The sequence below is a fragment of the Streptomyces sp. NPDC007084 genome, from assembly GCF_040703595.1.
Classification (GTDB): Bacteria; Actinomycetota; Actinomycetes; order Streptomycetales; family Streptomycetaceae; genus Streptomyces.
Genome location: NZ_JBEYFY010000011.1, coordinates 1 through 22,017, shown reverse-complemented (window position 1 = coordinate 22,017; position 22,017 = coordinate 1). Strand labels below are relative to the sequence as shown.

Here is a 22,017-nt window from a genome sequence, read left to right as displayed (position 1 = left end):
ACGTCTACCCCAGACAAGGTGGAGTGGAAAGCCATGCCGACCCATCGTGACGCGGACATGCCCGACGGCGGCATCTCGTCGACCGGAGCCGAGGCCCGGCAGGGAAGCGGAGCGCTGGGCGACAACAGCCCGACCGGCCCCACTGGGGCCAACTCCCTCCCGACCGGGGCCAACTCGACCGGTGGGACCGGGGCCAACTCCGCCGACCCGACCGGGGCCAACTCGGCCGGCGCGCCCGCCGGGGTGCGCCCGGATCACGGCGGCCACGTAGTGGCCGCGTTCGCCGCGCAGGTCCGGCGGGCCCCCGACGCCGTGGCCCTGCGCGGGGACGGCGTCCGGCTCACGTACGGCGAACTCGACCGTGCCGCCAACCGGTTGGCGCACCGGCTGGCCGGTCTCGGCGTCGGCGACCGCGCCGAGACACCCGTCGCCGTGCTGATGGAACGCTCCGCCGAACTGGTGGTGGCGCTGCTCGCGGTCCTCAAGGCGGGCGCCGCCTATGTGCCGCTGCACCCCTCCTACCCGGCCGCCCGTATGCGCGCGGTCATCGAGCAGACCGGCGCCCCGGTCCTGCTCACCGACCGCGCCACCCACCCGGGCGACCTCTTCCACGACCTGGTGACCACGCTCGCCGTGGACGACGACCCCGCCCTCGCCGGCTGCCCCGCCACCGACCCCGGCACGGTCATCGACCCCAGCGGGCTCGCCTACGTCATGTTCACCTCCGGCTCCACGGGCGCGCCCAAGGGCGTAGCCGTGACCCACCGGGACATCCTCGCCCTCGCCGCCGACCACTGCTGGGACGGCGAGGCGCAGCGCCGGGTCCTCGTCCACTCCTCGCACGCCTTCGACGCGGCCACCTACGAACTGTGGGTGCCGCTCCTCGCCGGCCACGAGGCCGTCCTCGCCCCGCCCGGCCAGCTCGACCCGCGCACCCTGCGCCGCCTCGCCGAACAGCACGGCGTCACCAGCCTGTTCCTGACCACCGCCCTGTTCAACCTGGTCGCCGAGGAGGACCCCGAGGTCTTCGGCCTGGTGCGGCAGGTGTGGAGCGGCGGCGAGGCCTGCTCGCCGGAGGCCATCCAACGCGTCCTCGACCGCTGCCCGGACACCGAGTTCGTCCATGTCTACGGGCCCACCGAGACCACCACGTTCGCCACCTGCCTCGGGCTGCGCCCGCCCCACCGCGTCGGCGCGACCGTGCCGATCGGGCGGGCCATGGACGGCATGGCCGCATACGTCCTCGACGACTCCCTGCGCCAGGTGCCCGAGGGTGCGACGGGCGAGCTGTACCTCGCCGGCGCGGGAGTCGCCCGCGGCTACACCGCCCGGCCCGCCCTGACGGCCGAACGCTTCGTGGCCTGCCCGGACCGTCCCGGCGAGCGCATGTACCGCACGGGCGACCTGGTACGTCTGCTGCCCGACGGCGTGATCGAGTTCGTGGGCCGCGCCGACGCCCAGGTGAAGATCCGCGGCTTCCGTATCGAACTCGGCGAGATCGAGGCCGTGTTGGGCCGACTCCCGGGCGTCGGACAGCGCATCGTCGTCGTCCGCGAGGACCGGCCCGGCGACAAGCGCCTGGTCGCCTACGTCGTCCCGGACGAGTCCGGCACCCCGGACCCCGACCAGCTCGCCGAGCGCGCGGCCGAGGAACTGCCCCCGTACATGGTGCCCACCGCGTTCGTGGTGCTCGACTCGCTCCCGCTCAACTCCAACGGCAAGGTCGACCGCAAGGCCCTGCCCGCCCCCGCCGCGCACACCGAGGACCTACGGGCGCCCCGCACGCCCGACGAGGAAGTCCTCTGCCAGCTCTTCGCCCAGATCCTCGGTCTCGAACGCGTCGGCGTCGACCAGAGCTTCTTCCGCCTCGGCGGCCACTCCCTGCTCGGTTCCCGGCTGATCAGCCGTATCCGCAGCGCCCTCGGCGCCGAAGTCACCTTCCCCATGCTGTTCGCCGCGCCCACCGTCGCCGAACTCGCCGCCGCCCTGCGCGAGAGCGGCGCGCGCCGGCCCGAACTGAAGGCCGCCGGCCGGCGGCCCGACCCGGTGCCGCTGTCCTTCGCCCAACTGCGCCTGTGGTTCCTGCGGGAGTGGGAGGACGGCGGCTCGACATACAACATCCCGCTCGCCGTACGGCTGCGCGGGCCCCTCGACGCCGCCGCCCTCGAAACGGCCCTCAACGACGTGGCCCTGCGTCACGAGGCCCTGCGCACCCTGTTCCCCGCCGTCGACGGCGAGCCGCGTCAGCACATCCTCAAGGCCCCCGGCCTCACCCTGGGCGTCACCCCCGCGAGCGAGGACCGGCTGCCCGCGCTGCTCACCGGCGCCGCCGGTCACGTCTTCGACCTCGCCACCGAACTCCCGCTGCGCGCCGAGCTGTTCGAGCTGGCCGACGACGACCACGTTCTCGCCCTCACCCTGCACCACATCGCCGGCGACGGCTGGTCGATGGCCCCGCTCGCCCGCGACCTGAGTACGGCCTACTCGGCGCGTGTGGCCGGCCGCACCCCCGACTGGGCGCCGCTGCCGATCCAGTACGCCGACTACACCCTGTGGCAGCGTGACCTGCTCGGCGACGAACGCGACCCCGGAAGTCTCGCCGCCCGCCAACTCGGCTACTGGCAAGAGGCTTTGGCCGACCTCCCCGAGGAGCTGGAGCTGCCGGTGGACCGGGCGCGTCCGGCGGTGGCGTCGCACCGGGGTGCGTTGGTGCGGGCGCGTTCGGACGCCGAACTGCACGCGGGTCTGGTGCGGTTGGCGCGGGAGAGCGGGACGACGCTGTTCATGGTGTTGCAGGCGGCGGTGGCCGCGCTGCTGAGCCGGCTCGGCGCGGGGACGGACATTCCGCTGGGAACGGCGGTCGCCGGTCGCACGGACGACGGCCTGGACGACCTGGTGGGCTTCTTCGTCAACACGCTGGTGCTGCGTACGGATGTGTCGGGTGACCCGACGTTCCGGGAGCTGCTGACCCGGGTGCGGGCCGCCGACCTGGAGGCTTACGCCCACCAGGATCTCCCCTTCGAGCGGGTGGTCGAGGCGGTCAACCCCGCCCGGTCCACCGCACGGCATCCCCTCTTCCAGACCATGCTCGTCCTCCAGAACAACATCGACGGGGTCTACGAGTTCGCCGGCGCCCGGGCCGCAACGCAGCCCCTGGACCACCCGGCGGCCAAGTTCGATCTCACGTTCTTCGTGGAGGAGGAGGCCGGGGCGGACGGGCGGCCGGGTGGGCTGCGCTGGGACGTGGAGTACGCGACCGACCTCTACGACGAGACCACGGTCGCGGCCATGGTCGACCGGCTCACCCTGCTCATGGAGGCCGTCGTCACCGACGCCGACATACCCCTCACCTCGGTACCGCTGCTCGGCACGGAGGAGCGACGGGCCCTGGAGCGGTGGAGTGGTGTCGGATCCGGTGGGGTGGATGACGGTTCGGGGTCTGGTCGTTCGGTGCCCGAGGTGTTCGAGGCGCGGGTGCGGTTGGTGCCGGGTGCGGTGGCGTTGGTTCAGGGTGGGGTGGAGCTGACGTATGGGGAGGTGAACGGTCGGGCGAACCGGTTGGCCCGGCATCTGCTGGATGTGGGTGTGGTGGCGGGTGATGTGGTCGGGGTTCATCTGGAGCGTGGGCCCGAGCTGATCGTGTCGCTGTTGGCGGTGTTGAAGGCGGGGGCGGCGTACACGCTGCTGGACCCGGCCTTCCCGGTCGAGCGGCTGGCCACCGTCGTCACCGACGCCGGCGTCCGTGTTCTCGTCACCCGCGACGATCTCGCCCGCCCACTGCCCGCCTCCGGGCCGCGCCGTGTCCTGCTCGACCGTGACGCCGAACTGATCGCGGCGCGGGACGACTCCAACCCCGCGGTGGTGTGTGGTGCGGGGGATGCGGCGTGTGTGATGTTCACGTCGGGTTCGACGGGCCGGCCGAAGGGCGTCGTTGCTCCGCATCGGGCTTTGGTGTCGACGTTCGTGGGCCCGGATTATCTGGAGTTCCGTTCTGACGACGTGTATTTGCAGTCGTCGCCGGTGTCGTGGGACGCGTTCGCGCTGGAGGTTTTCTCCGCGCTGTTCCACGGCGGGCGGACGGTTCTGCCGGTGGGTTCGCGCACTGACCTGGATGAGATCGCGGCGCTGGTGGCCGGCTCCGGTGTGACGGTGTTGCAGTTGTCGGCGAGCTTGTTCAACGTGCTGGTGGACGATTATCCGGGGCTGTTCGCGGGGTTGCGGACGGTGATGACGGCGGGTGAGGCCGCGTCGGTGTCGCATGTGGCGCGGGTGCGTGAGCGTCACCCCGGGCTTCGGGTCCTCAATGGTTATGGTCCGGTGGAGTCGATGGGCTTCACCACCAGTCACCTCGTGGGCGGGGTGGTTGAGGGTGCGGGGTCGGTGCCGATCGGTGTGCCGTTGGCCGGTAAGCAGGTCTTCGTTCTGGACGAGCGGTTGCGGCCGGTTCCGGTCGGGGTGCCGGGTGAGTTGTATGTGGCGGGCTCGGGTCTGGCGCATGGCTATGTGGGGCGTGCCGGGCTGACGGGGGAGCGGTTTGTTCCGTGCCCGTTCGGTGGTCCGGGCGCGCGTATGTACCGCACCGGGGATGTGGGGCGCTGGCGCGCGGACGGTGCTCTGGAGTTCCTGCGGCGTGCGGACGAGCAGGTGAAGGTGCGCGGGTTCCGGATCGAGCCGCGGGAGATCGAGGCGGTCCTGACCCGGTACGAGCGGATCGTGCAGAGCGCGGTGGTGGTACGGGAGGACCGGCCCGGTGACAAACGCCTCGTCGCCTACGCCGTCCCCGGCCCGGACTCCGCGACCGTGGACCCCGCCGCACTACGGGACTTCACCGCCGCACGCCTCCCCGAGTACATGGTCCCCGCCGCCTTCGTCGTCCTCGACGCGCTCCCGCTGACCCCCAACGGCAAGCTCGACCGCAAGGCCCTCCCCGCGCCCCTGATCGGCGGCGACGCCGAGGGACGCGCACCGCGCACCCCGGAGGAGGAAGTCCTCTGCGGACTCTTCGCCGAGATACTCGGGGTCGAACACGTCACCATCGACGACAGCTTCTTCCGCCTGGGCGGGCACTCGCTCCTCGTCACCCGCCTGATCAGCCGCATCCGCAGCACCCTCGGCGCGGAGGTCGGCGTCCGTACCCTCTTCGCCACCCCGACCCCGGCCGGCCTGGCCGCGGGACTGCGCACCGACGACGTACGCACCCGCCCCGCGCTGAGGCCCGTCGAGCGACGCCCCGAACGGATTCCGCTGTCGTACGCCCAGCAGCGGCTGTGGTTCCTGCGGGAGTGGGACGAGAGCGGAGTCACCTACAACGTGCCGCTCGCCGTACGGCTGCGCGGTTCCCTGAGCCACGAGGCACTGCGCGCGGCCCTCAACGACGTCGCCGTACGCCACGAAGCCCTGCGCACCATCCTCCCCAACCCCGACGGCGAACCCCACCAGTACATCGTCCCCGACCCCGACGTGCCGTTCGAGGTCCGGCCCTGCGACGTGGACGAGGTGGCCGAGGCGGCACGGCGGGCCGGCGAGCACGTCTTCGACCTGGCCGTCGAACTGCCCATCCGCGCGACCCTGTTCAGGATCGCCGAGGACGACCACGTACTGCTGCTGGTGCTGCACCACATCGCCGGTGACGGCTGGTCCATGGGCCCGCTCACCCGCGACCTGGGCATCGCCTACGCGGCACGCGTGGCCGGAAGGGCGCCCGACTGGGCGCCGCTCCCGGTGCAGTACGCCGACTACGCCCTGTGGCAGCGGGAGTTGCTCGGCGACGAACGCGACGAGGACAGCCTCGCCCTGCGCCAGCTCCGCCACTGGACGGACGCCCTGTCCGGCATGCCGGAGGAGCTGGAGCTGCCGGTGGACCGGGCGCGTCCGGCGGTGGCGTCGCACCGGGGTGCGTTGGTGCGGGCGCGTTCGGACGCCGAACTGCACGCGGGTCTGGTGCGGTTGGCGCGGGAGAGCGGGACGACGCTGTTCATGGTGTTGCAGGCGGCGGTGGCCGCGCTGCTGAGCCGGCTCGGCGCGGGGACGGACATTCCGCTGGGAACGGCGGTCGCCGGCCGCACCGACGACGGCCTGGACGACCTGGTGGGCTTCTTCGTCAACACGCTGGTGCTGCGTACGGATGTGTCGGGTGACCCGACGTTCCGGGAGCTGCTGACCCGGGTGCGGGCCGCCGACCTGGAGGCTTACGCCCACCAGGACCTCCCCTTCGAGCGGGTGGTCGAGGCGGTCAACCCCGCCCGGTCCACCGCACGGCATCCCCTCTTCCAGACCATGCTCGTCCTCCAGAACAACGCCGCCGCCACGCCGGCCGTCCCGGGAGTCCACAGCGAACGGCTGCCCCTGGAACACCGGGTGGCCAAGTTCGACCTGACGTTCTTCGTGGAGGAGGAGGCCGGGGCGGACGGGCGGCCGGGTGGGCTGCGCTGGGACGTGGAGTACGCGACCGACCTCTACGACGAGACCACCGTGACCACCATGACCGAGCGCCTGCTCGTCCTCCTGGAGGCCGCGGTCGCCGACCCCGACCTCCCCGTGGCCGCCATCGGGCTGCTCGGTGAAGGCGAGGAGCGGCGGGTCGTGGGGGAGTGGAGTGGTGTCGGGTCCGGTGGGGTGGACGACGGTTCGGGGTCTGGTCGTTCGGTGCCCGGGGTGTTCGAGGCGCGGGTGCGGTTGGTGCCGGATGCGGTGGCGTTGGTTCAGGGCGGGGTGGAGCTGACGTATGGGGAGGTGAACGGTCGGGCGAACCGGTTGGCCCGGCATCTGCTGGATGTGGGTGTGGTGGCGGGTGATGTGGTCGGGGTTCATCTGGAGCGTGGGCCCGAGCTGATCGTGTCGCTGTTGGCGGTGTTGAAGGCGGGGGCGGCGTACACGCTGCTGGACCCGGCCTTCCCGGTCGAGCGGCTGGCCACCGTCGTCACCGACGCCGGCGCCGAGGTCGTGGTGTCCGACAGCCGGCTCGCCGAACGGCTGCACCCCGGACCGCGGTTCGTCCTGCTCGACACCGAGGCGCACGCCGTGGCACGCCACTCCGCCGAGGATCTGGACGTGGTGTGTGGTGCGGGGGATGCGGCGTGTGTGATGTTCACGTCGGGTTCGACGGGTCGGCCGAAGGGTGTGGTGTCTCCGCATCGGGCTTTGGTGTCGACGTTCGTGGGGCCGGATTATCTGGAGTTCCGTGCGGATGACGTGTATTTGCAGTCGTCGCCGGTGTCGTGGGACGCGTTCGCGCTGGAGGTGTTCTCGGCGCTGTTCCACGGCGGGCGGACGGTTCTGCCGGTGGGTTCGCGCACTGACCTGGATGAGATCGCGGCGTTGGTGGCCGGCTCTGGTGTGACGGTGTTGCAGTTGTCGGCGAGCTTGTTCAACGTGCTGGTGGACGATTATCCGGGGCTGTTCGCGGGGTTGCGGACGGTGATGACGGCGGGTGAGGCCGCGTCGGTGTCGCATGTGGCGCGGGTGCGTGAGCGTCACCCCGGGCTTCGGGTCCTCAATGGTTATGGTCCGGTGGAGTCGATGGGCTTCACCACCAGTCACCTTGTGGGCGGGGTGGTTGAGGGTGCGGGGTCGGTGCCGATCGGTGTGCCGTTGGCCGGTAAGCAGGTCTTCGTTCTGGACGGGCGGTTGCGGCCGGTTCCGGTCGGGGTGCCGGGTGAGTTGTATGTGGCGGGTTCGGGTCTGGCGCATGGCTATGTGGGGCGTGCCGGGCTGACGGGGGAGCGGTTTGTTCCGTGCCCGTTCGGTGGTCCGGGCGCGCGTATGTATCGCACCGGGGATGTGGGGCGTTGGCGCGCGGATGGTGCTCTGGAGTTCCTGCGGCGTGCGGACGAGCAGGTGAAGGTGCGGGGGTTCCGGATCGAGCCGCGGGAGATCGAGGCGGTCCTGACCCGGCACGAGCGGATCGTGCAGAGCGCGGTGGTGGTACGGGAGGACCGGCCCGGTGACAAACGCCTCGTCGCCTACGTCGTCCCCACCGACGGCAGCCGCCTCGACACCGAGGAAGTGCGCCGGTTCGTCGGCGGCACCCTGCCCGAGTACATGGTCCCCGCCGCCTTCGTCGTCCTCGACGCGCTGCCGCTGACCCCCAACGGCAAGCTCGACCGCAAGGCCCTGCCCGAACCCCTCGTCGGCGGCGACGCCGAGGGGCGCGCACCGCGCACCCCGGAGGAGGAAGTCCTCTGCGGACTCTTCGCCGCGGTGCTCGGCATCTCCCGCGTCGGCGCCGACGAGAACTTCTTCACCATCGGCGGCCACTCCCTGACCGCCACCCGTCTGATCAGCCGTATCCGCAGCACCCTCGGCGCCGAACTGGGCATCGGAGACCTGTTCGCGGCCCCCACGCCCGCCGCGCTGACGGCACGTCTCGGACAGGGGACCTCCCGGCCGAGGCCGGCGGCGGTGGCGGTGCGGCCGGAGCCGATGCCGTTGTCGTACGCGCAGCAGCGGTTGTGGTTCCTGCGGGAGTGGGAGGAGGGCGGGTCGACGTACAACATTCCGCTGGCGGTGCGGCTGCGCGGCCAGGTGGACCGGGACGCGCTCCAAGTGGCCCTGGACGACGTGGTGTTGCGGCACGAGTCGTTGCGCACCCTCTTCCCGGCCGTCGACGGGCAGCCCCGCCAGCTCGTCACCACCGGCGCCCGCGTCCCGCTCGCCGCGAGCACCGTGACCGAGGCGGAACTGCCCTCCCGGCTGGCCGGGGAGGCGGCCCACGACTTCGACCTGGAGTCCGAACTCCCGCTGCGCGCGGCCCTGTTCGAGATCGGTGAACAGGAGCACGTGCTCGTGCTGGTACTGCACCACATCGCCGGTGACGGCTGGTCGATGGCGCCCCTGGCCCGCGACCTGAGCGCCGCCTACGCGGCGCGGGTGACCGGCCGTACCCCCGACTGGGCTCCGCTGCCGGTCCAGTACGCCGACTACACCCTGTGGCAGCGGGACCTGCTCGGCGACGAGAACGACCCCGACAGCCTCGCCGCCCGCCAACTCGCCTACTGGCAGGAGGCCTTGACCGGGCTCCCCGACGAGCTGGCCCTGCCTGCCGACCGGCCCCGGCCCGCCACGCCCAGTCACCGGGCCGAGGCGGTGGACCTCTTCGTGCCCGCCGAACTCCAGGCCCGCATCGGCGGCCTGGCCCGCGAGACCGGGACCACCCTGTTCATGGTGTTGCAGGCGGCGGTCGCGACCCTGCTGAGCCGGCTCGGCGCGGGCACCGACATCCCCCTCGGCACGGCCGTCGCCGGTCGCACCGACGACGGTCTGGACGACCTGGTCGGCTTCTTCGTCAACACCCTTGTGCTGCGCACCGATGTGTCGGGTGACCCGACCTTCCGCGAGCTGCTGACCCGGGTGCGGACCGCGGACCTGGAGGCGTACGGGCACCAGGATCTGCCGTTCGAGCGCGTGGTCGAGGCGGTCAACCCGGCCCGGTCCACCGCACGGCACCCCCTCTTCCAGACCATGCTCGTCCTCCAGAACACCGGCGACGGAACCTACGACTTCGCCGGGCTCGGCACCTCCGCCGAGCCCCTGCACCACCGCGCCGCCAAGTTCGACCTGAGCATCGGAGTGGAGGAGACCTTCGACGAGGCGGGGCGGCAGGCCGGACTCAAGGCCGAGTTCGAGTACGCCACCGACCTGTTCGAGCGGGCCACCGTGGACGACCTGGCCCGGCGCTTCCTGCGGCTCCTGGAGGCGCTCACCGCCGCCCCGGACACCCCCGTCAGCCAGGCCGAACTGCTCACCGCCGACGAACTGCACCGCGTCCTGGACGAGTGGAGCGCCACCGTCCCGGCCGAGGTGTGGCACGAACTGGCCGGTGTGCCCGCCCCCGACCGGCCGGCGGCCTACCTCCTGGACGACCAGCTGCGGCCGGTGCCGGCCGGAGTCAGCGGCGACCTCTACCTCACCGTGCCCGGCCCCTCCGCCCCCGCCGGGGACAGGTTCGTCGCGGACCCGCACGGCGGAACCGGCACCGTGATGTACCGCACCGGAAGGCAGGGCCGCTGGCTCACCGACGGGCGGCTCGACATCGGGACACCCCAGCGGCCGGGCCCCGCCGGTCCCGGCGCCGCCGGTCCCGTCGGCCCGGACGAGCCCGCCCCCGCCCACCGCCCGCGCACCCCCGAAGAGGAAGTCCTGTGCGCCCTCTTCGCCGAGACGCTCGGCGCCCCGCACGTCGGCGTCGACGACAACTTCTTCGCCCTCGGCGGCTACTCGCTCCTCGCCACCCGGCTGATCAGCCGCATCCGCACCGTGCTGGGCGTCGAGGTCGGCATCCGGGCCCTCTTCGGCAACCCGACGGTCGCGCAGCTCGCCGCACACCTGCGCGCCGAGAACACCTCCCGGCCGAGGCCGGCGGCGGTGGCGGTGCGGCCGGAGCCGATGCCGTTGTCGTACGCGCAGCAGCGGTTGTGGTTCCTGCGGGAGTGGGAGGAGGGCGGGTCGACGTACAACATTCCGCTGGCGGTGCGGCTGCGCGGCCAGGTGGACCGGGACGCGCTCCAAGCGGCCCTGGACGACGTGGTGTTGCGGCACGAGTCGTTGCGCACCCTCTTCCCGGCCGTCGACGGGCAGCCCCGCCAGCTCGTCACCACCGGCGCCCGCGTCCCACTGTCCGCCTCCGTGTGCCCGCCGGTGGAACTGGCCGGACACCTCCGGCGCGCCGCCCGGTACGCCTTCGACCTGGCGGCCGAACTCCCGCTGCGCGCAACCCTGTTCACCCTCGGCGCCGACGACCACGTCCTGATGCTGGTGCTGCACCACATCGCCGGTGACGGCTGGTCCATGGCCCCGCTCACCCGCGACCTGAGCACCGCCTACGCGGCACGCGCGGCCGGCCGCGCTCCCGACTGGGCTCCCCTGCCGCTCCAGTACGCCGACTACACCCTGTGGCAGCGCGACCTGCTCGGCGACGAGAACGACCCCGACAGCCTCGCCAGCCGCCAACTCGCTTATTGGAAAAAGGAGTTGGCCGGGCTGCCCGATGAACTCACCCTGCCGACCGACCGGCCCCGGCCACCCGTGCCGAGCCACTCCGCCGGAGCCGTCACGGCAGGCGTACCCGCCGAACTCCATGCCGGACTGCTGCGGTTGGCGCGGGAGAGCGGGACGACCCTGTTCATGGTCTTGCAGGCCGCGGTCGCGACCCTGCTGAGCCGGCTCGGCGCGGGGACGGACATTCCGCTGGGAACGGCGGTCGCCGGTCGCACCGACGACGGCCTGGACGACCTGGTGGGCTTCTTCGTCAACACGCTGGTGCTGCGTACGGATGTGTCGGGTGACCCGACGTTCCGCGAGCTGCTGACCCGGGTGCGGGCCGCCGACCTGGAGGCGTACGGGCACCAGGATCTGCCGTTCGAGCGGGTGGTCGAGGCGGTCAACCCGGCCCGGTCCACCGCACGGCACCCCCTCTTCCAGACCATGCTGCTCCTGAAGAACGGGTCGGGCGGCGGACTGGAACTGGCCGGCACCACGGCCTCCGAGCACCCCGTCGACGTCCATGTCGCCGAGTTCGACCTGCTGTTCGGCGTCGAAGAGGCCCACACCGCCGACGGCGACCCGGCGGGACTGCGCTGGACGGTCGAGTACGCCACCGAACTCTTCGACCACGACACGGCGCGGACCCTGACCGACCGGCTGGTGCGGCTGCTGACCGCGTTCGTCGCCGACCCGGACACCCCCGTCGGACAGGCCGAGGTGCTGTCGCCCGAGGAACGGGACCTCGTCCTCGGTGCCTGGAGCGGCCAGGAGCCGACGACCCCGCCCGCCGACCGGCCCGTACACCGGTACTTCGAGGAGCAGGCCGCGGCCCGGCCCGACGCCGTGGCGCTCGTCCTCAACGAGCGGACGCTGACGTTCGGCGAACTCAACACCCGCGCCAACCGGCTCGCCCACGAACTGATCGGGCGCGGCGCCGGACCCGAGGACCGGGTCGCCGTCCTGCTCGACCGGTCCATCGCCTCGGTCGTGGCGCTGCTCGCCGTCCTCAAGGCGGGGGCCGTGTATCTGCCACTGGACACCGGGCACCCCGCCGAACGCGTCGCCCACGTCCTGGAAGACGCCGGCGCCCGCCTGCTGATCAGCACCGCAGGCCTCGCCCAGGCCCTCGCCCCCGACACCGTGCCCGTACTGCGCGCAGACCGCGAGCCGACGGGCCCCGGGCACGACCCGCGGGTGCCCGCGCCGCACCCCGCGCACCCCGCCTACGTCCTGTACACCTCCGGCTCCACCGGGCGCCCCAAGGGCGTCGTCGTGGAACACCGGGCCCTCGTCAACCTGCTGCGCAGCCACGAGACGACCCTGTTCGCCGCGCACACCCGGGCCACCGGCCGGCCTGCCGCCCGGGTCGCCGTCACCGCGCCGCTCACCTTCGACGCCTCCTGGATGGGACTGCTCGCCCTGTTCGCCGGGCACGAGCTGCACCTCCTCGACGACGCCACCCGGCGCGACCCGGCCGCCATGGTCGGCTACGTCGGCCGGCACGGCGTCGACTTCCTCGACACCACACCGACGTACGGCCTGGAGATGCTGGAGCACGGGCTGCTCGGCACCCCCGAACTCACCCCCCGCACCCTGACCTTCGGCGGCGAGGCCATCCCCGAACCCCTGTGGCGCAGGCTGCTCGCCGAGCCGGACGTGACCGCCCACAACTTCTACGGCCCCACCGAGTGCACCGTCGAGACACTGACCACCCCCCTGCGCGGCACCTCCACCCCCATCGTGGGCCGGCCCCTGGAAGGCGCCCGGGTGTACGTCCTCGACGAGGCGCTGCGGCCCGTGCCGGCCGGCGTCACCGGCGAGCTGTACATCGCCGGACGCGGCCTCGCCCGCGGCTACGGCGGGCGGCCCGGGACGACCGCGGAACGGTTCGTGGCCTGCCCGTTCGCGGACGGCGAGCGCATGTACCGCTCGGGCGACCTGGCGCGCTGGCGCGCCGACGGCAGCCTGGAGTTCTGCGGGCGCGCCGACGACCAGGTGAAGGTGCGCGGCTTCCGCATCGAGCCCGGCGAGATCGAGGCCGCCCTCGGCCGGCACCCGGACATCGCGCACGGCGCCGTCGTGCTCCGCGAGGACCGGCCCGGCGACCGGCGCCTGGTGGCCTACGCCGTGCCCGTGCCCGGCAGCGCCCCCGACCCGGCTGACCTGCGCGCCTTCCTCGCCGGCACCCTGCCCGAGTACATGGTGCCCGCCGCGTTCGTCGTCCTCGACGCGCTGCCCGTCACCGCCAACGGCAAGCTCGACCGGCGCGCCCTGCCCGCCCCCGAGTACGGCGGCCTGGGACGGGCGCCCGAGAGCGAGCTGGAACGGTCCCTGGCCGCCCTGTTCGAAGACGTCCTCGATGTGCGCGGCACCGGCGTGGACGACAGCTTCTTCGACCTCGGCGGACACTCCTTCCTGGCCGCCCGGGTGGTCGCCCGCATCCGCGCGCTGCTGCCCGACGTCCTCGGCGACCTGACCCTGCCCGGGTTCTTCCGCACCCCCACCGTGGCCGCCCTCGCCGCCCGCGCCGACGGCCGGGACACCACCGGTTCCGACCTGCTGCTGCCGCTGAGCACCTCCGGCAGCGAGGCACCCCTGTTCTGCGTCCACCCCGTCACCGGGCTCGCCTGGTGCTACGCGGGACTGGCCGCCGCCCTGGACGACCGGCCGGTCTACGGCCTCCAGACCCGCCGGCCCGGCGCCGACGAACGGGCCCTGCCCGCCCGCTGGGAGGACCTGGTCGACGACTACCTGGCCCGCATCCGCGAGGTGCGGCCGAAGGGTCCGTACCACCTGCTCGGCTGGTCCCTCGGCGGGAACATCGCGCACGCCCTGGCCTGCCGGCTGCGCGCCGAGGGCGAGGAGGTCGCCCTGCTCGCCCTGATGGACTCCTATCCGCTGCGCGCCGCCGCCCTGGACACCCGGTTCGACCCCGACGACATCGCCGGGTTCCTCCGCCGGGAGGGCACCGCCGACGCCGGTCTCGACACGGCGTTCGACGAGCCGTTCGTGGCCTCGCTGGCGGCCGCCGCCGCCCACACCGTCGCCCTGGCCGAGGAGGCCGAGCCGGGCGTGTTCGACGGCGATCTGCTCCACTTCACGGCCACCGAGCAGCGCGATGCCGCCGCCCCCGTCGCGGCCGACTGGCGGCCCCACGTCACCGGCCGCATCCACGGCCACGACATCGCCTGTGCCCACCTGGACATGACCCGTCCGCGGCACCTCGCCGAGATCGCCGCCCTCCTGGTCCGCACCCCGCACCGGGACTGACACCGAGGAAAGAGCCGATCCATGATCGAAGAGACCGTTCTGCAATACGAGTTGTCCGACGCCGAGGTGGACCGGATACGCGAGGAGGCGGGCCGGCTGGCCGCCTCCCTGTCCGACCCGGCCGACCCCGCCCGCTACGACGACAACCGGTTCGCCGACGCCGGACTGCCGCCGCGGCTGAAGACGTTCCTGGAGAACTTCCGGCGCACCGAACCGGCCGCCGGGCTGCTCATCCACGGCTTCCCCGTCGACGACCGGGCCGTCGGACCGACCCCCGGCCACTGGGACCAGCTCACGGACCCCGCGGCCACCCTGGAACAGGAGCTGTTCCTCGCCATGTGCGCCACCGCGCTCGGCGACCCCTTCACCTGGTCCACCCTGCAACTCGGCCGCATGATCCAGAACATCCTGCCGATCCGCGGCGACGAGGAGCGCCAGAGCGGCCACGGCAGCGCCACCCTGCTGGAGTTCCACACCGAGGACGGCTTCCACCCCGGCCGCTGCGACTATCTGTTGCTGTTCGGGATCCGCAACCACGACCGGGTGCCGACCATCCTCGCCTCCGTCCGCGACGTGAAGCTCAGCCGCGAGGACCTGGCCCTGCTGATGCGCCCGCTGTTCCACATCTTCCCGGACGACGAGCACATCCGGCAGTTGCGGCTGCGCCACCCCGACCATCCCGCGCTCGCCCGCATGGAGCAGATGCTGCACTCCCCGGACGCGGTGCCCGTCCTGTTCGGCAACCCCGACCGGCCCTATCTGCGGATCGACCTGCCCTTCATGCGCTGCGCCTCCGACGAGCCGGCCGCCGAACGGGCCGTGCACACCCTGATGGCCGAGCTGGAGCGGGTGCAGCACACGGTCGTCGTGGAACAGGGCAGCCTGCTGATCGTCGACAACTACCTGGCGGTGCACGGCCGCAAGCCCTACCCGGTGCGCTACGACGGCCGCGACCGCTGGCTGAAGCGGATGATCGTCAGCCGCGATCTGCGCAAGGCGGCCCCGGTGACCCAGACGACGCGCGGCCGGGTGCTGTTCTGACCGCGCCCGCCCCCGGCGCCCCCGCCGCCCCCCGCCTCTTTCCGACCCGCACGTGCCATCAAGGAGTCAGACATGCGCACCGTCGTCATCACCGGCGCGTCCAGCGGCATCGGCCGCGCCACCGCCCTGCGCTTCACCGAGGCGGGTGACCACGTGGTCAACCTGGACATCAAGGCGCCCGAGACGGACGGCCACCCGGCCGGCCGCTGGATACGCGCCGACACCGCCGACTGGGACGCCGTCCGCGAGGCCCTCGCCGACGTCCACCGCGACACCGGACGCCTCGACGTGGTCATCGCCAACGCCGGCATCAGCGTCCGGCACGGCGTCCTCGACATCCAGGAGAAGGACGCCCGCCGCATCACCGACGTCAACCTCCTCGGCGTCCTCGGCGTCTGGCAGGCGGCCGCCCGCGTCATGACCGGCCAGGGACACGGCGTACTGCTCGCCACGGCCTCCGTCAACGGCCGCAGGGGATACCCCCACTACGCCGACTACAACGCCACCAAGGCCGGCATCATCGCCCTCACCCAGACCTTCGCGCTGGAGCTGAGCCCGGTGGTGCGCACCGCCTGCGTCAGCCCCGGCGGAGTCCTCACCCCCATGCAACTCGCCGAGTACACCGAGGAGATGCTCGCCGACACCAACGCGCGCATCCCCGCCGGCCGGCACGCCGACCCCGCCGAGATCGCCGCCGCCTTCTTCTACCTGGCCTCGGCGGAGGCCGGCTTCCTCACCGGCCAGGAACTCGTGATCGACGGCGGGGAGACCGCCGGCGCCACCACGTCCGCGTACGGCACCGCCGTACGGGCCGGACACTGACCGGACGGGGGAGCGCTCCGCATGCAGACCACCGCCCCCGCCGAGGGCCCCGTCCGGGGCGCCCCGGCCACCGGGCTCGACATCGTGGTGACCGGCACCTCGTCCGACGCGCACACCTGGAACCTGATCTACCTCGAACTCCTGCTCACCGAATGGGGACACCGGGTCACCAACCTCGGGGCCTGCGTCCCCGACGACCTCGTCGTCACCGAGGCGCTGGCCCAGTGCCCCGACCTCGTCGTGGTCAGCAGCGTCAACGGCCACGGCGCCGCCGACGGACAGCGGCTGATCACCCGCCTGCGCGCCGAACCCCGGCTCGCCCGGCTCCCCGTGGTGATCGGCGGGAAACTCGGCACCGGGGAGGAGACCACCCGCGCCGGGCTGCCCCGGCTGCGCGCCGCCGGGTTCACCGAGGTGTTCGAGGAGAGCGCCGGGACCGCGCCCTTCCGCCGCTACCTCGACACCCTCACCGCCGGGGTGTGCCGCTGATGGACGCCCCGAACACCCCAGGGTTCGGCGCGTTCGTCCGCGGCGCGCGCGAACTCGTCGTCCAGCCCCGCATGGGCTTCGGCTCACCGGAGCGGATGCGCCGGGGCCTGCTCGCCACCCGCGACGCGGACGCCACCGCGGTCGGCACCCTCACCCTCGACAGCTACACCCGGGTCGGTGACCTCACCGCCGCCCGCCGCGCCGTCGCCGAGGGCACCGACCTCAACGGCTACCCGCTGCTCACCCACGGCCCGGCCGCCACCCGCCGCATGCTCGACGGGATCGACGGCCCCGCCTTCCCCGTCCAGGTACGGCACGGGTCCGCCGCCCCGCAGAACATCGTCCGCGGCCTGCTCGCGGCCGGACTGCACGCCACCGAGGGCGGACCCGTCTCCTACTGCCTGCCCTACAGCCGCACCCCGCTCGCCGAGGCCGTGGACAACTGGACCCGGGCGTGCGAACTGCTCGCCGAGGCCCGCGGGCCCGGTCTCGAACCGCATTTGGAGACCTTCGGCGGCTGCATGATGGGCCAGTTGTGCCCGCCCGGACTGCTCGTCGCGCTGTCCCTGCTGGAAGGCATGTTCTTCGTCCGGCACGGACTGCGCAGCATCTCCCTGAGCTACGCCCAGCAGACCGACCCGCACCAGGACGAGGAGGCGGTACGCGCGCTGCGGGCGCTCGCCGCCGACCTGCTGCCCGCCGTGGACTGGCACGTCGTCGTCTACACCTACATGGGCGTCTATCCGCGCACCCCGTCCGGCGCCCGCGCCCTCCAGGACCGGGCGGTACGGCTCGCGGTGCGGGCCGGCGCGCAGCGGCTCATCGTGAAGACCACGGTCGAGGCGCGCCGCATCCCCACCGTCGCCGAGAACATCGCCGCCCTGGAGACCTCGGCGGACACCGCCCGCGCCCTCCGCCCCGGGGGACCGGGCGCGCCCGACGACGACGGCCGCGGCAGCCAGGTGTACGCCGAGGCCCGCGCCCTGGTCGAGGCGGTGCTCTGTCTCGGCCCCGACCTCGGCCGCGGCCTGCTCACCGCGTTCGGCCGGGGCTGGCTCGACGTGCCGTACTGCCTGCACCCCGACAACGCGGGCCGCAGCGCCGCCTTCATCGACGAGCGGGGCCGGCTGGGCTGGAGTTCCGTCGGCGCCATGCCGATCGGGCATGTGGTCGACGCCCGCCCGGCCGCCGCCCTCACCAGCAGCGGCCTCCTCGACGCGCTGCACTACGTCGAGACCCGCCTGGACCTCGGCGAACTGGCCGTCACCGGCCCGGACCGCGAGCCCGCCCCGGCCCGCTCATGACGCCGGCCCGCTCATGACGCCGGCCCGCGCACCCGCGCACCACGCCGGCCCGCCCGTACGGCCGGCGCACCCCAGCAGCCCACCCCCACGAGGGAGCGATACGACATGAGCGCACTGCACGCCTCCGGCTTCCCGGAGGACGAGATACGGGCCAGGGCCCGGCAGGGCGCGGCCCGCGTCTTCCCGCCCGCCTCCGCCTATGGCCACGAACTGTTCGGCGCCGACGGGCCGAGCGGGCACGACGCCTTGGACCGGACCCGGCTGGTGCCGCCCGCCTTCGTGCCGCGCCGGCTGGAGAAACTGATCGAGCTGGCCCGCGAACCCCTCTACCGGGACGTGGACACCGCCACCGACATCGGCGGCTTCCCGGCCCGACTGCCGCTGTACGTCTCCGCGTTCGGCTCCACCCAGGTCGCGAGCCGCGACCTGGGCGTGGCCGCCGCCCGGCAGGCGGCCCGGCTCGGCATCCCGCTCGTCGTCGGCGAGAACATCGGCCCCGTCAACGGCACCGGGCGGCTCGGCGAACGCGAGGGCCGCACCCTGCTCGGCCGGATCGCCGCCTACCAGGACGCCCTGGACGGCGGCGCCGGCGGGGTGGCCGTCCAGCAGTCGACCGAGGACGCCGACGCCGAGATCTGGAACCTCGTCTACAGCGACACCTCCGTACGGCCGCTGCTGGAGGCCGGTCGGCTCGCCTTCGAGCTGAAGGTGGGCCAGGGCGCCAAACCGGGACTCGGCGGGATGACCGTCGTGGACGCCGCCGACGCCGAGCGGCTCCAGGAGCAGTACGCCGTCGAGCCCGTGCTCGGCGACGGCACCTCCCGCGTGCTGCGCAGCGGCAGCCCCGGCACCTTCACCGAGGAGATCCTCGCCCACCAGGTCCGGCTGATGCGCAACAACTTCCCCCGGGCGAGGATCTGGGTGAAGCTGCCCCCCGCCCGCGACGTACGGGAGGCGGCGGCCACCGCCTGGGCGGCCGGCGCCGACTCGGTCACCGTCGACGGCGCCGAGGGCGGCACCGGCTGGGCCCCGCTCGCCTTCCTCGCGGACGTGGGCCTGCCGCTCGCGGAGTGCCTGCGCCGGGTGCGGCCGGGACCCGAGGAGTGCCTGCTCGTCAGCGGCCGGATGTGGGAAGGCGCCCGCGCCGCCAAGGCGCTGGCCGCCGGGGCGCGCGCGGTGGGCCTCGGCCGGGCCGCGCTGCTCGCCGTGGACGAGGACCCCGAGGCGGGACTCGAACACCTGGTGGCCGCCCTCGCCCTCGAACTGCGGCTGATCGTCAGCGCGTTGGGCAAGTACCGCCCCCGCGACCTGGACCAGGACGACCTGTGGCACCCGGACACCCCCTACCCGGCGCCCCGGCCGCTGCCCGCCACCGCCCCGGTGTCCTGACCGGCCGCGCGCCGGAGGCGGAAACTTCCCGCCACCTGCCTGGTCAACTGCCTCTTCGGCGGCCGGGACGTTCCTACGATCGACGCAAGTCCGGGCCGCCGCGCCCGGTACCCCGCACCGACCAGCCGTCCGACCCACGACAGACGGGACAGCACGATGCCGAACCCCTTCGAGAACGAGAACGGACAGTACCTGGTCCTCGCCAACGACGAGGAGCAGCACTCGCTGTGGCCCGCCCAGATCGCCGTACCGGCCGGCTGGCGCACCGTCCACGGTGTCGACAGCCGGGCCGCGTGCCTGGAGTACATCGAGACCAACTGGACCGACATCCGCCCGGCGAGCCTCGCCCGGGCCATGGACCGGACGGCCGGCTGACGATGACCGGCCAGTTGCTCCAGGACACCACGGTGGTCCGGCCCGTACCCCGGCCGGACGCCACCCGCTCCCTCGTCTGCCTCGGCTTCTGCGGCGGCGGCACCGGCTCCTACCGGCCGTGGCTGCCCTCGCTCGGCGAGGACACCGACCTGGCCCTCGTCTGCTACCCGGGCCGCGAGGGCCGCTTCGCCGAGGAGTTCGCCCCGGACTGGGACACCCTCGCCGAGGACGCCACCGACGCCGTGATCCGCGCCGCCGCCGCCGCGCCGGACCGCCCCTACCGCCTGTTCGGCCACAGCATGGGCGGCTGGATGGCCTTCGACGTCACCGTCCGGCTCGCCGAGCGCGGCGCCAGGCTGCCCGAGCTGCTGATCGTCTCGGCCTGCAACGCGCCCGACCGGGGCGTCACCGAACGCGACCGCTTCCCGCGCCTCGAGGACACCCAGGGCCGGCTCGTGGAGTGGATGCGCACCATCGGGCTGCTGCCCGAGTACGCGCTCGACGACCCCGACCTGCGGGAGATGGCGATCGAGCTGATGCGCGCCGACATCACGGTCCGCGACTCCTACCGGCCCCGGCCCGGCGTCACCACCGCCGTCCCCGTGCAGGTGCTCTACGGCGAGGACGACGCGGTCATCGAACCGGCCGTCGCCGAGCAGTGGGCGCGCTGCGCCATCGGCGGACTGCGCGTGGACGCCCTGCCCGGCGGCCACTTCTACACCCCGTCGGTGTGGGAAGCCCTCCCCGGACACTTCGCCGACGCCGGCCTGTCCGCCGCCGCCGACCCGTCCGCCGCCGACCCGGAGGAGAGCCCGCGATGACACCCCACTGGCTAGAGGAACCCGGAGCCCCGGTCACTGCCGTCGTGGACGGCCTGCCGGACGCGACCGCCGCCGCCGACTGGATCGACACCTACCGGGACGCGCTGCGCCGTGTCCTGACCCGGCACGGCTCGCTGTACCTGCGCGGCCTCCCGGTGCGCACCGCCGCCGACTTCGCGCTGGTGCGGGACGCCCTGTTCGCCGAGCGCGCCAAGTACCAGGAGAAGGCCACCCCGCGCAGCGACTTCGGCGACGACGTGTTCTCCTCCACCGACCTGCCGCCCGCGCAGGCCATCCGGATGCACAACGAGAACAGCTACACGCTCACCTTCCCGGGCCTGCTGCTGTTCGGCTGCCTGACCGCCCCCGCCGAAGGCGGCGCGACCCCGGTCGCCGACGTCCGCCGGGTCCTCGCCGAGCTGCCCGCCGACCTCGTCGACCGCTTCCGCCGGCACGGCTGGTCCCTGGTGCGCAACTACGCCGAGCACATCTCGCTCGACTGGAGGACCGCGTTCGCCACCGACTCCCGCGCCGACGTGGAGCGTTACTGCGCCGCCAACGCCATCGACGTCACCTGGGGCGACGACGACACCCTGCGCACCCGGCAGGTCCGCTCGGCGACCGTCCACCACCCGGAGACCGGTGAGGAGGTCTGGTTCAACCACGTCGCGTTCTGGAGCGAGTGGGCGCTCGACCCCGATATCAGGGACGTCCTGGTCGGCGAATTCGGGCGCGACGGACTGCCGTTCGGCACCGCCCTCGGCGACGGCACCCCGCTGACCCCCGAGGAGGTGGCCGTACTGGACGCGGTCTACGAACGCGCCACCGTACGGCGTGCCTGGCGGCCCGGCGACCTGCTCCTGGTCGACAACGTCCTGACCGCGCACGGTCGTGACCCCTTCCGCGGCGACCGGAAGATCGTCGTCGGGATGGGCGAACCGGTCGCCCTCGCCGACTGCGCGCCCACCCTGCCCGTCGCCCCGCCCGCCCTGGCCGGCCGCGCCTAGGTACCGCCGTCCAGGCCCAGCAGCCCGGGACCTGCTGTCCAGGTCCAGCAGCCCAGGACCTGCTGTCCAGGTCCAGCAGCCCGGGACCTGCCGTCCAGGCCCAGCAGCCCAGGCCCAGCAGCCCGGGACCCGCCGTCCAGGCCCAGCCGTCCGGATCAGGCGGCGGTACGCGGCACAGGGCACCCGCCCAGCGCCGACCGGCCCCGCACCCCGCACCGCCCGCACCCGCACCGCCCGCACGCACCGTCGCGCCTGGCCCGCACCCCGCGCCGCCCGGCCCGCACCGCGTGCACCTCGCACCGCCCGGCACGCACCCTGTGCCGTCGTCGCCGTCGCCGTCGCCGTCGCCGTCGCCGTCGCCGTCGCCGTCGCCGTCGCCGTCGTCGTCGCCGTCGCGGCGTCACCCGAGCAGGTCTTCCGTACGCGGCAGGCCGGCGCCGCGGAGCCCGGCACGCCTCGCCGGCAACCTCGCCTCCGAGCTGATCGCCAAGGGCAAGACCTGGGGCAGCTACAACGAGA

9 protein-coding genes are annotated in these 22,017 nt (G+C 73.4%); all 9 read left to right on the top strand.

The window, feature by feature from the left end:
* Positions 1-33 precede the first annotated feature (33 nt).
* The 9 genes from AB0912_RS12420 (at position 34) to AB0912_RS12380 (ending at position 21,498) form a co-directional block, all read left to right on the top strand.
* Positions 34-14,250: an amino acid adenylation domain-containing protein gene (locus AB0912_RS12420; RefSeq protein WP_366698567.1), complete on the top strand. Its 14,217-nt coding sequence runs from the start codon at positions 34-36 to the stop codon at positions 14,248-14,250.
* A 21-nt stretch (positions 14,251-14,271) separates the two neighbouring features.
* Positions 14,272-15,291 (top strand): guanitoxin biosynthesis L-enduracididine beta-hydroxylase GntD, encoded by a 1,020-nt coding sequence (gntD, locus tag AB0912_RS12415; protein WP_366698565.1) that lies wholly within the window; start codon positions 14,272-14,274, stop codon positions 15,289-15,291.
* A gap of 72 nt (positions 15,292-15,363) precedes the next feature.
* Positions 15,364-16,113, top strand: coding sequence for an SDR family oxidoreductase (locus AB0912_RS12410; RefSeq protein ID WP_366698563.1), 750 nt, complete (start codon positions 15,364-15,366; stop codon positions 16,111-16,113).
* A 21-nt stretch (positions 16,114-16,134) separates the two neighbouring features.
* Positions 16,135-16,602 (top strand): cobalamin-dependent protein, encoded by a 468-nt coding sequence (locus AB0912_RS12405; RefSeq protein ID WP_366698561.1) that lies wholly within the window; start codon positions 16,135-16,137, stop codon positions 16,600-16,602.
* A complete protein-coding gene (locus AB0912_RS12400; protein WP_366698559.1) occupies positions 16,602-17,906 on the top strand; it encodes a methylaspartate mutase in 1,305 nt (434 codons plus the stop codon). The genes AB0912_RS12405 and AB0912_RS12400 overlap by 1 nt, the downstream gene beginning before the upstream one ends.
* A 105-nt stretch (positions 17,907-18,011) precedes the next feature.
* On the top strand, positions 18,012-19,295 hold the full coding sequence (locus tag AB0912_RS12395; protein WP_366698557.1) for a glutamate synthase-related protein: 1,284 nt from the start codon (positions 18,012-18,014) through the stop codon (positions 19,293-19,295).
* A 156-nt stretch (positions 19,296-19,451) separates the two neighbouring features.
* The gene (locus AB0912_RS12390; RefSeq protein WP_366698555.1) at positions 19,452-19,670 is read left to right on the top strand and encodes an MbtH family protein; all 219 of its coding nucleotides are present in this window, start codon (positions 19,452-19,454) and stop codon (positions 19,668-19,670) included.
* Positions 19,671-19,672: 2 nt separating this feature from the next.
* Complete coding sequence (locus AB0912_RS12385) at positions 19,673-20,491, top strand: alpha/beta fold hydrolase (RefSeq protein WP_366698553.1); 819 nt, start codon at positions 19,673-19,675, stop codon at positions 20,489-20,491.
* A complete protein-coding gene (locus AB0912_RS12380) occupies positions 20,488-21,498 on the top strand; it encodes a TauD/TfdA family dioxygenase (RefSeq protein WP_366698551.1) in 1,011 nt (336 codons plus the stop codon). The genes AB0912_RS12385 and AB0912_RS12380 overlap by 4 nt, the downstream gene beginning before the upstream one ends.
* Positions 21,499-22,017 lie beyond the last annotated feature (519 nt).

Bases quoted from the DNA above. Each gene is read 5' to 3' on its own strand.
- AB0912_RS12410 (WP_366698563.1), top strand. From the start codon at position 15,364: ATGCGCACCGTCGTCATCACCGGCGCGTCCAGCGGCATCGGCCGCGCC.
- AB0912_RS12420 (WP_366698567.1), top strand. From the start codon at position 34: ATGCCGACCCATCGTGACGCGGACATGCCCGACGGCGGCATCTCGTCG.
- AB0912_RS12400 (WP_366698559.1), top strand. From the start codon at position 16,602: ATGGACGCCCCGAACACCCCAGGGTTCGGCGCGTTCGTCCGCGGCGCG.
- gntD (WP_366698565.1), top strand. From the start codon at position 14,272: ATGATCGAAGAGACCGTTCTGCAATACGAGTTGTCCGACGCCGAGGTG.
- AB0912_RS12390 (WP_366698555.1), top strand. From the start codon at position 19,452: ATGCCGAACCCCTTCGAGAACGAGAACGGACAGTACCTGGTCCTCGCC.
- AB0912_RS12395 (WP_366698557.1), top strand. From the start codon at position 18,012: ATGAGCGCACTGCACGCCTCCGGCTTCCCGGAGGACGAGATACGGGCC.
- AB0912_RS12380 (WP_366698551.1), top strand. From the start codon at position 20,488: ATGACACCCCACTGGCTAGAGGAACCCGGAGCCCCGGTCACTGCCGTC.
- AB0912_RS12405 (WP_366698561.1), top strand. From the start codon at position 16,135: ATGCAGACCACCGCCCCCGCCGAGGGCCCCGTCCGGGGCGCCCCGGCC.
- AB0912_RS12385 (WP_366698553.1), top strand. From the start codon at position 19,673: ATGACCGGCCAGTTGCTCCAGGACACCACGGTGGTCCGGCCCGTACCC.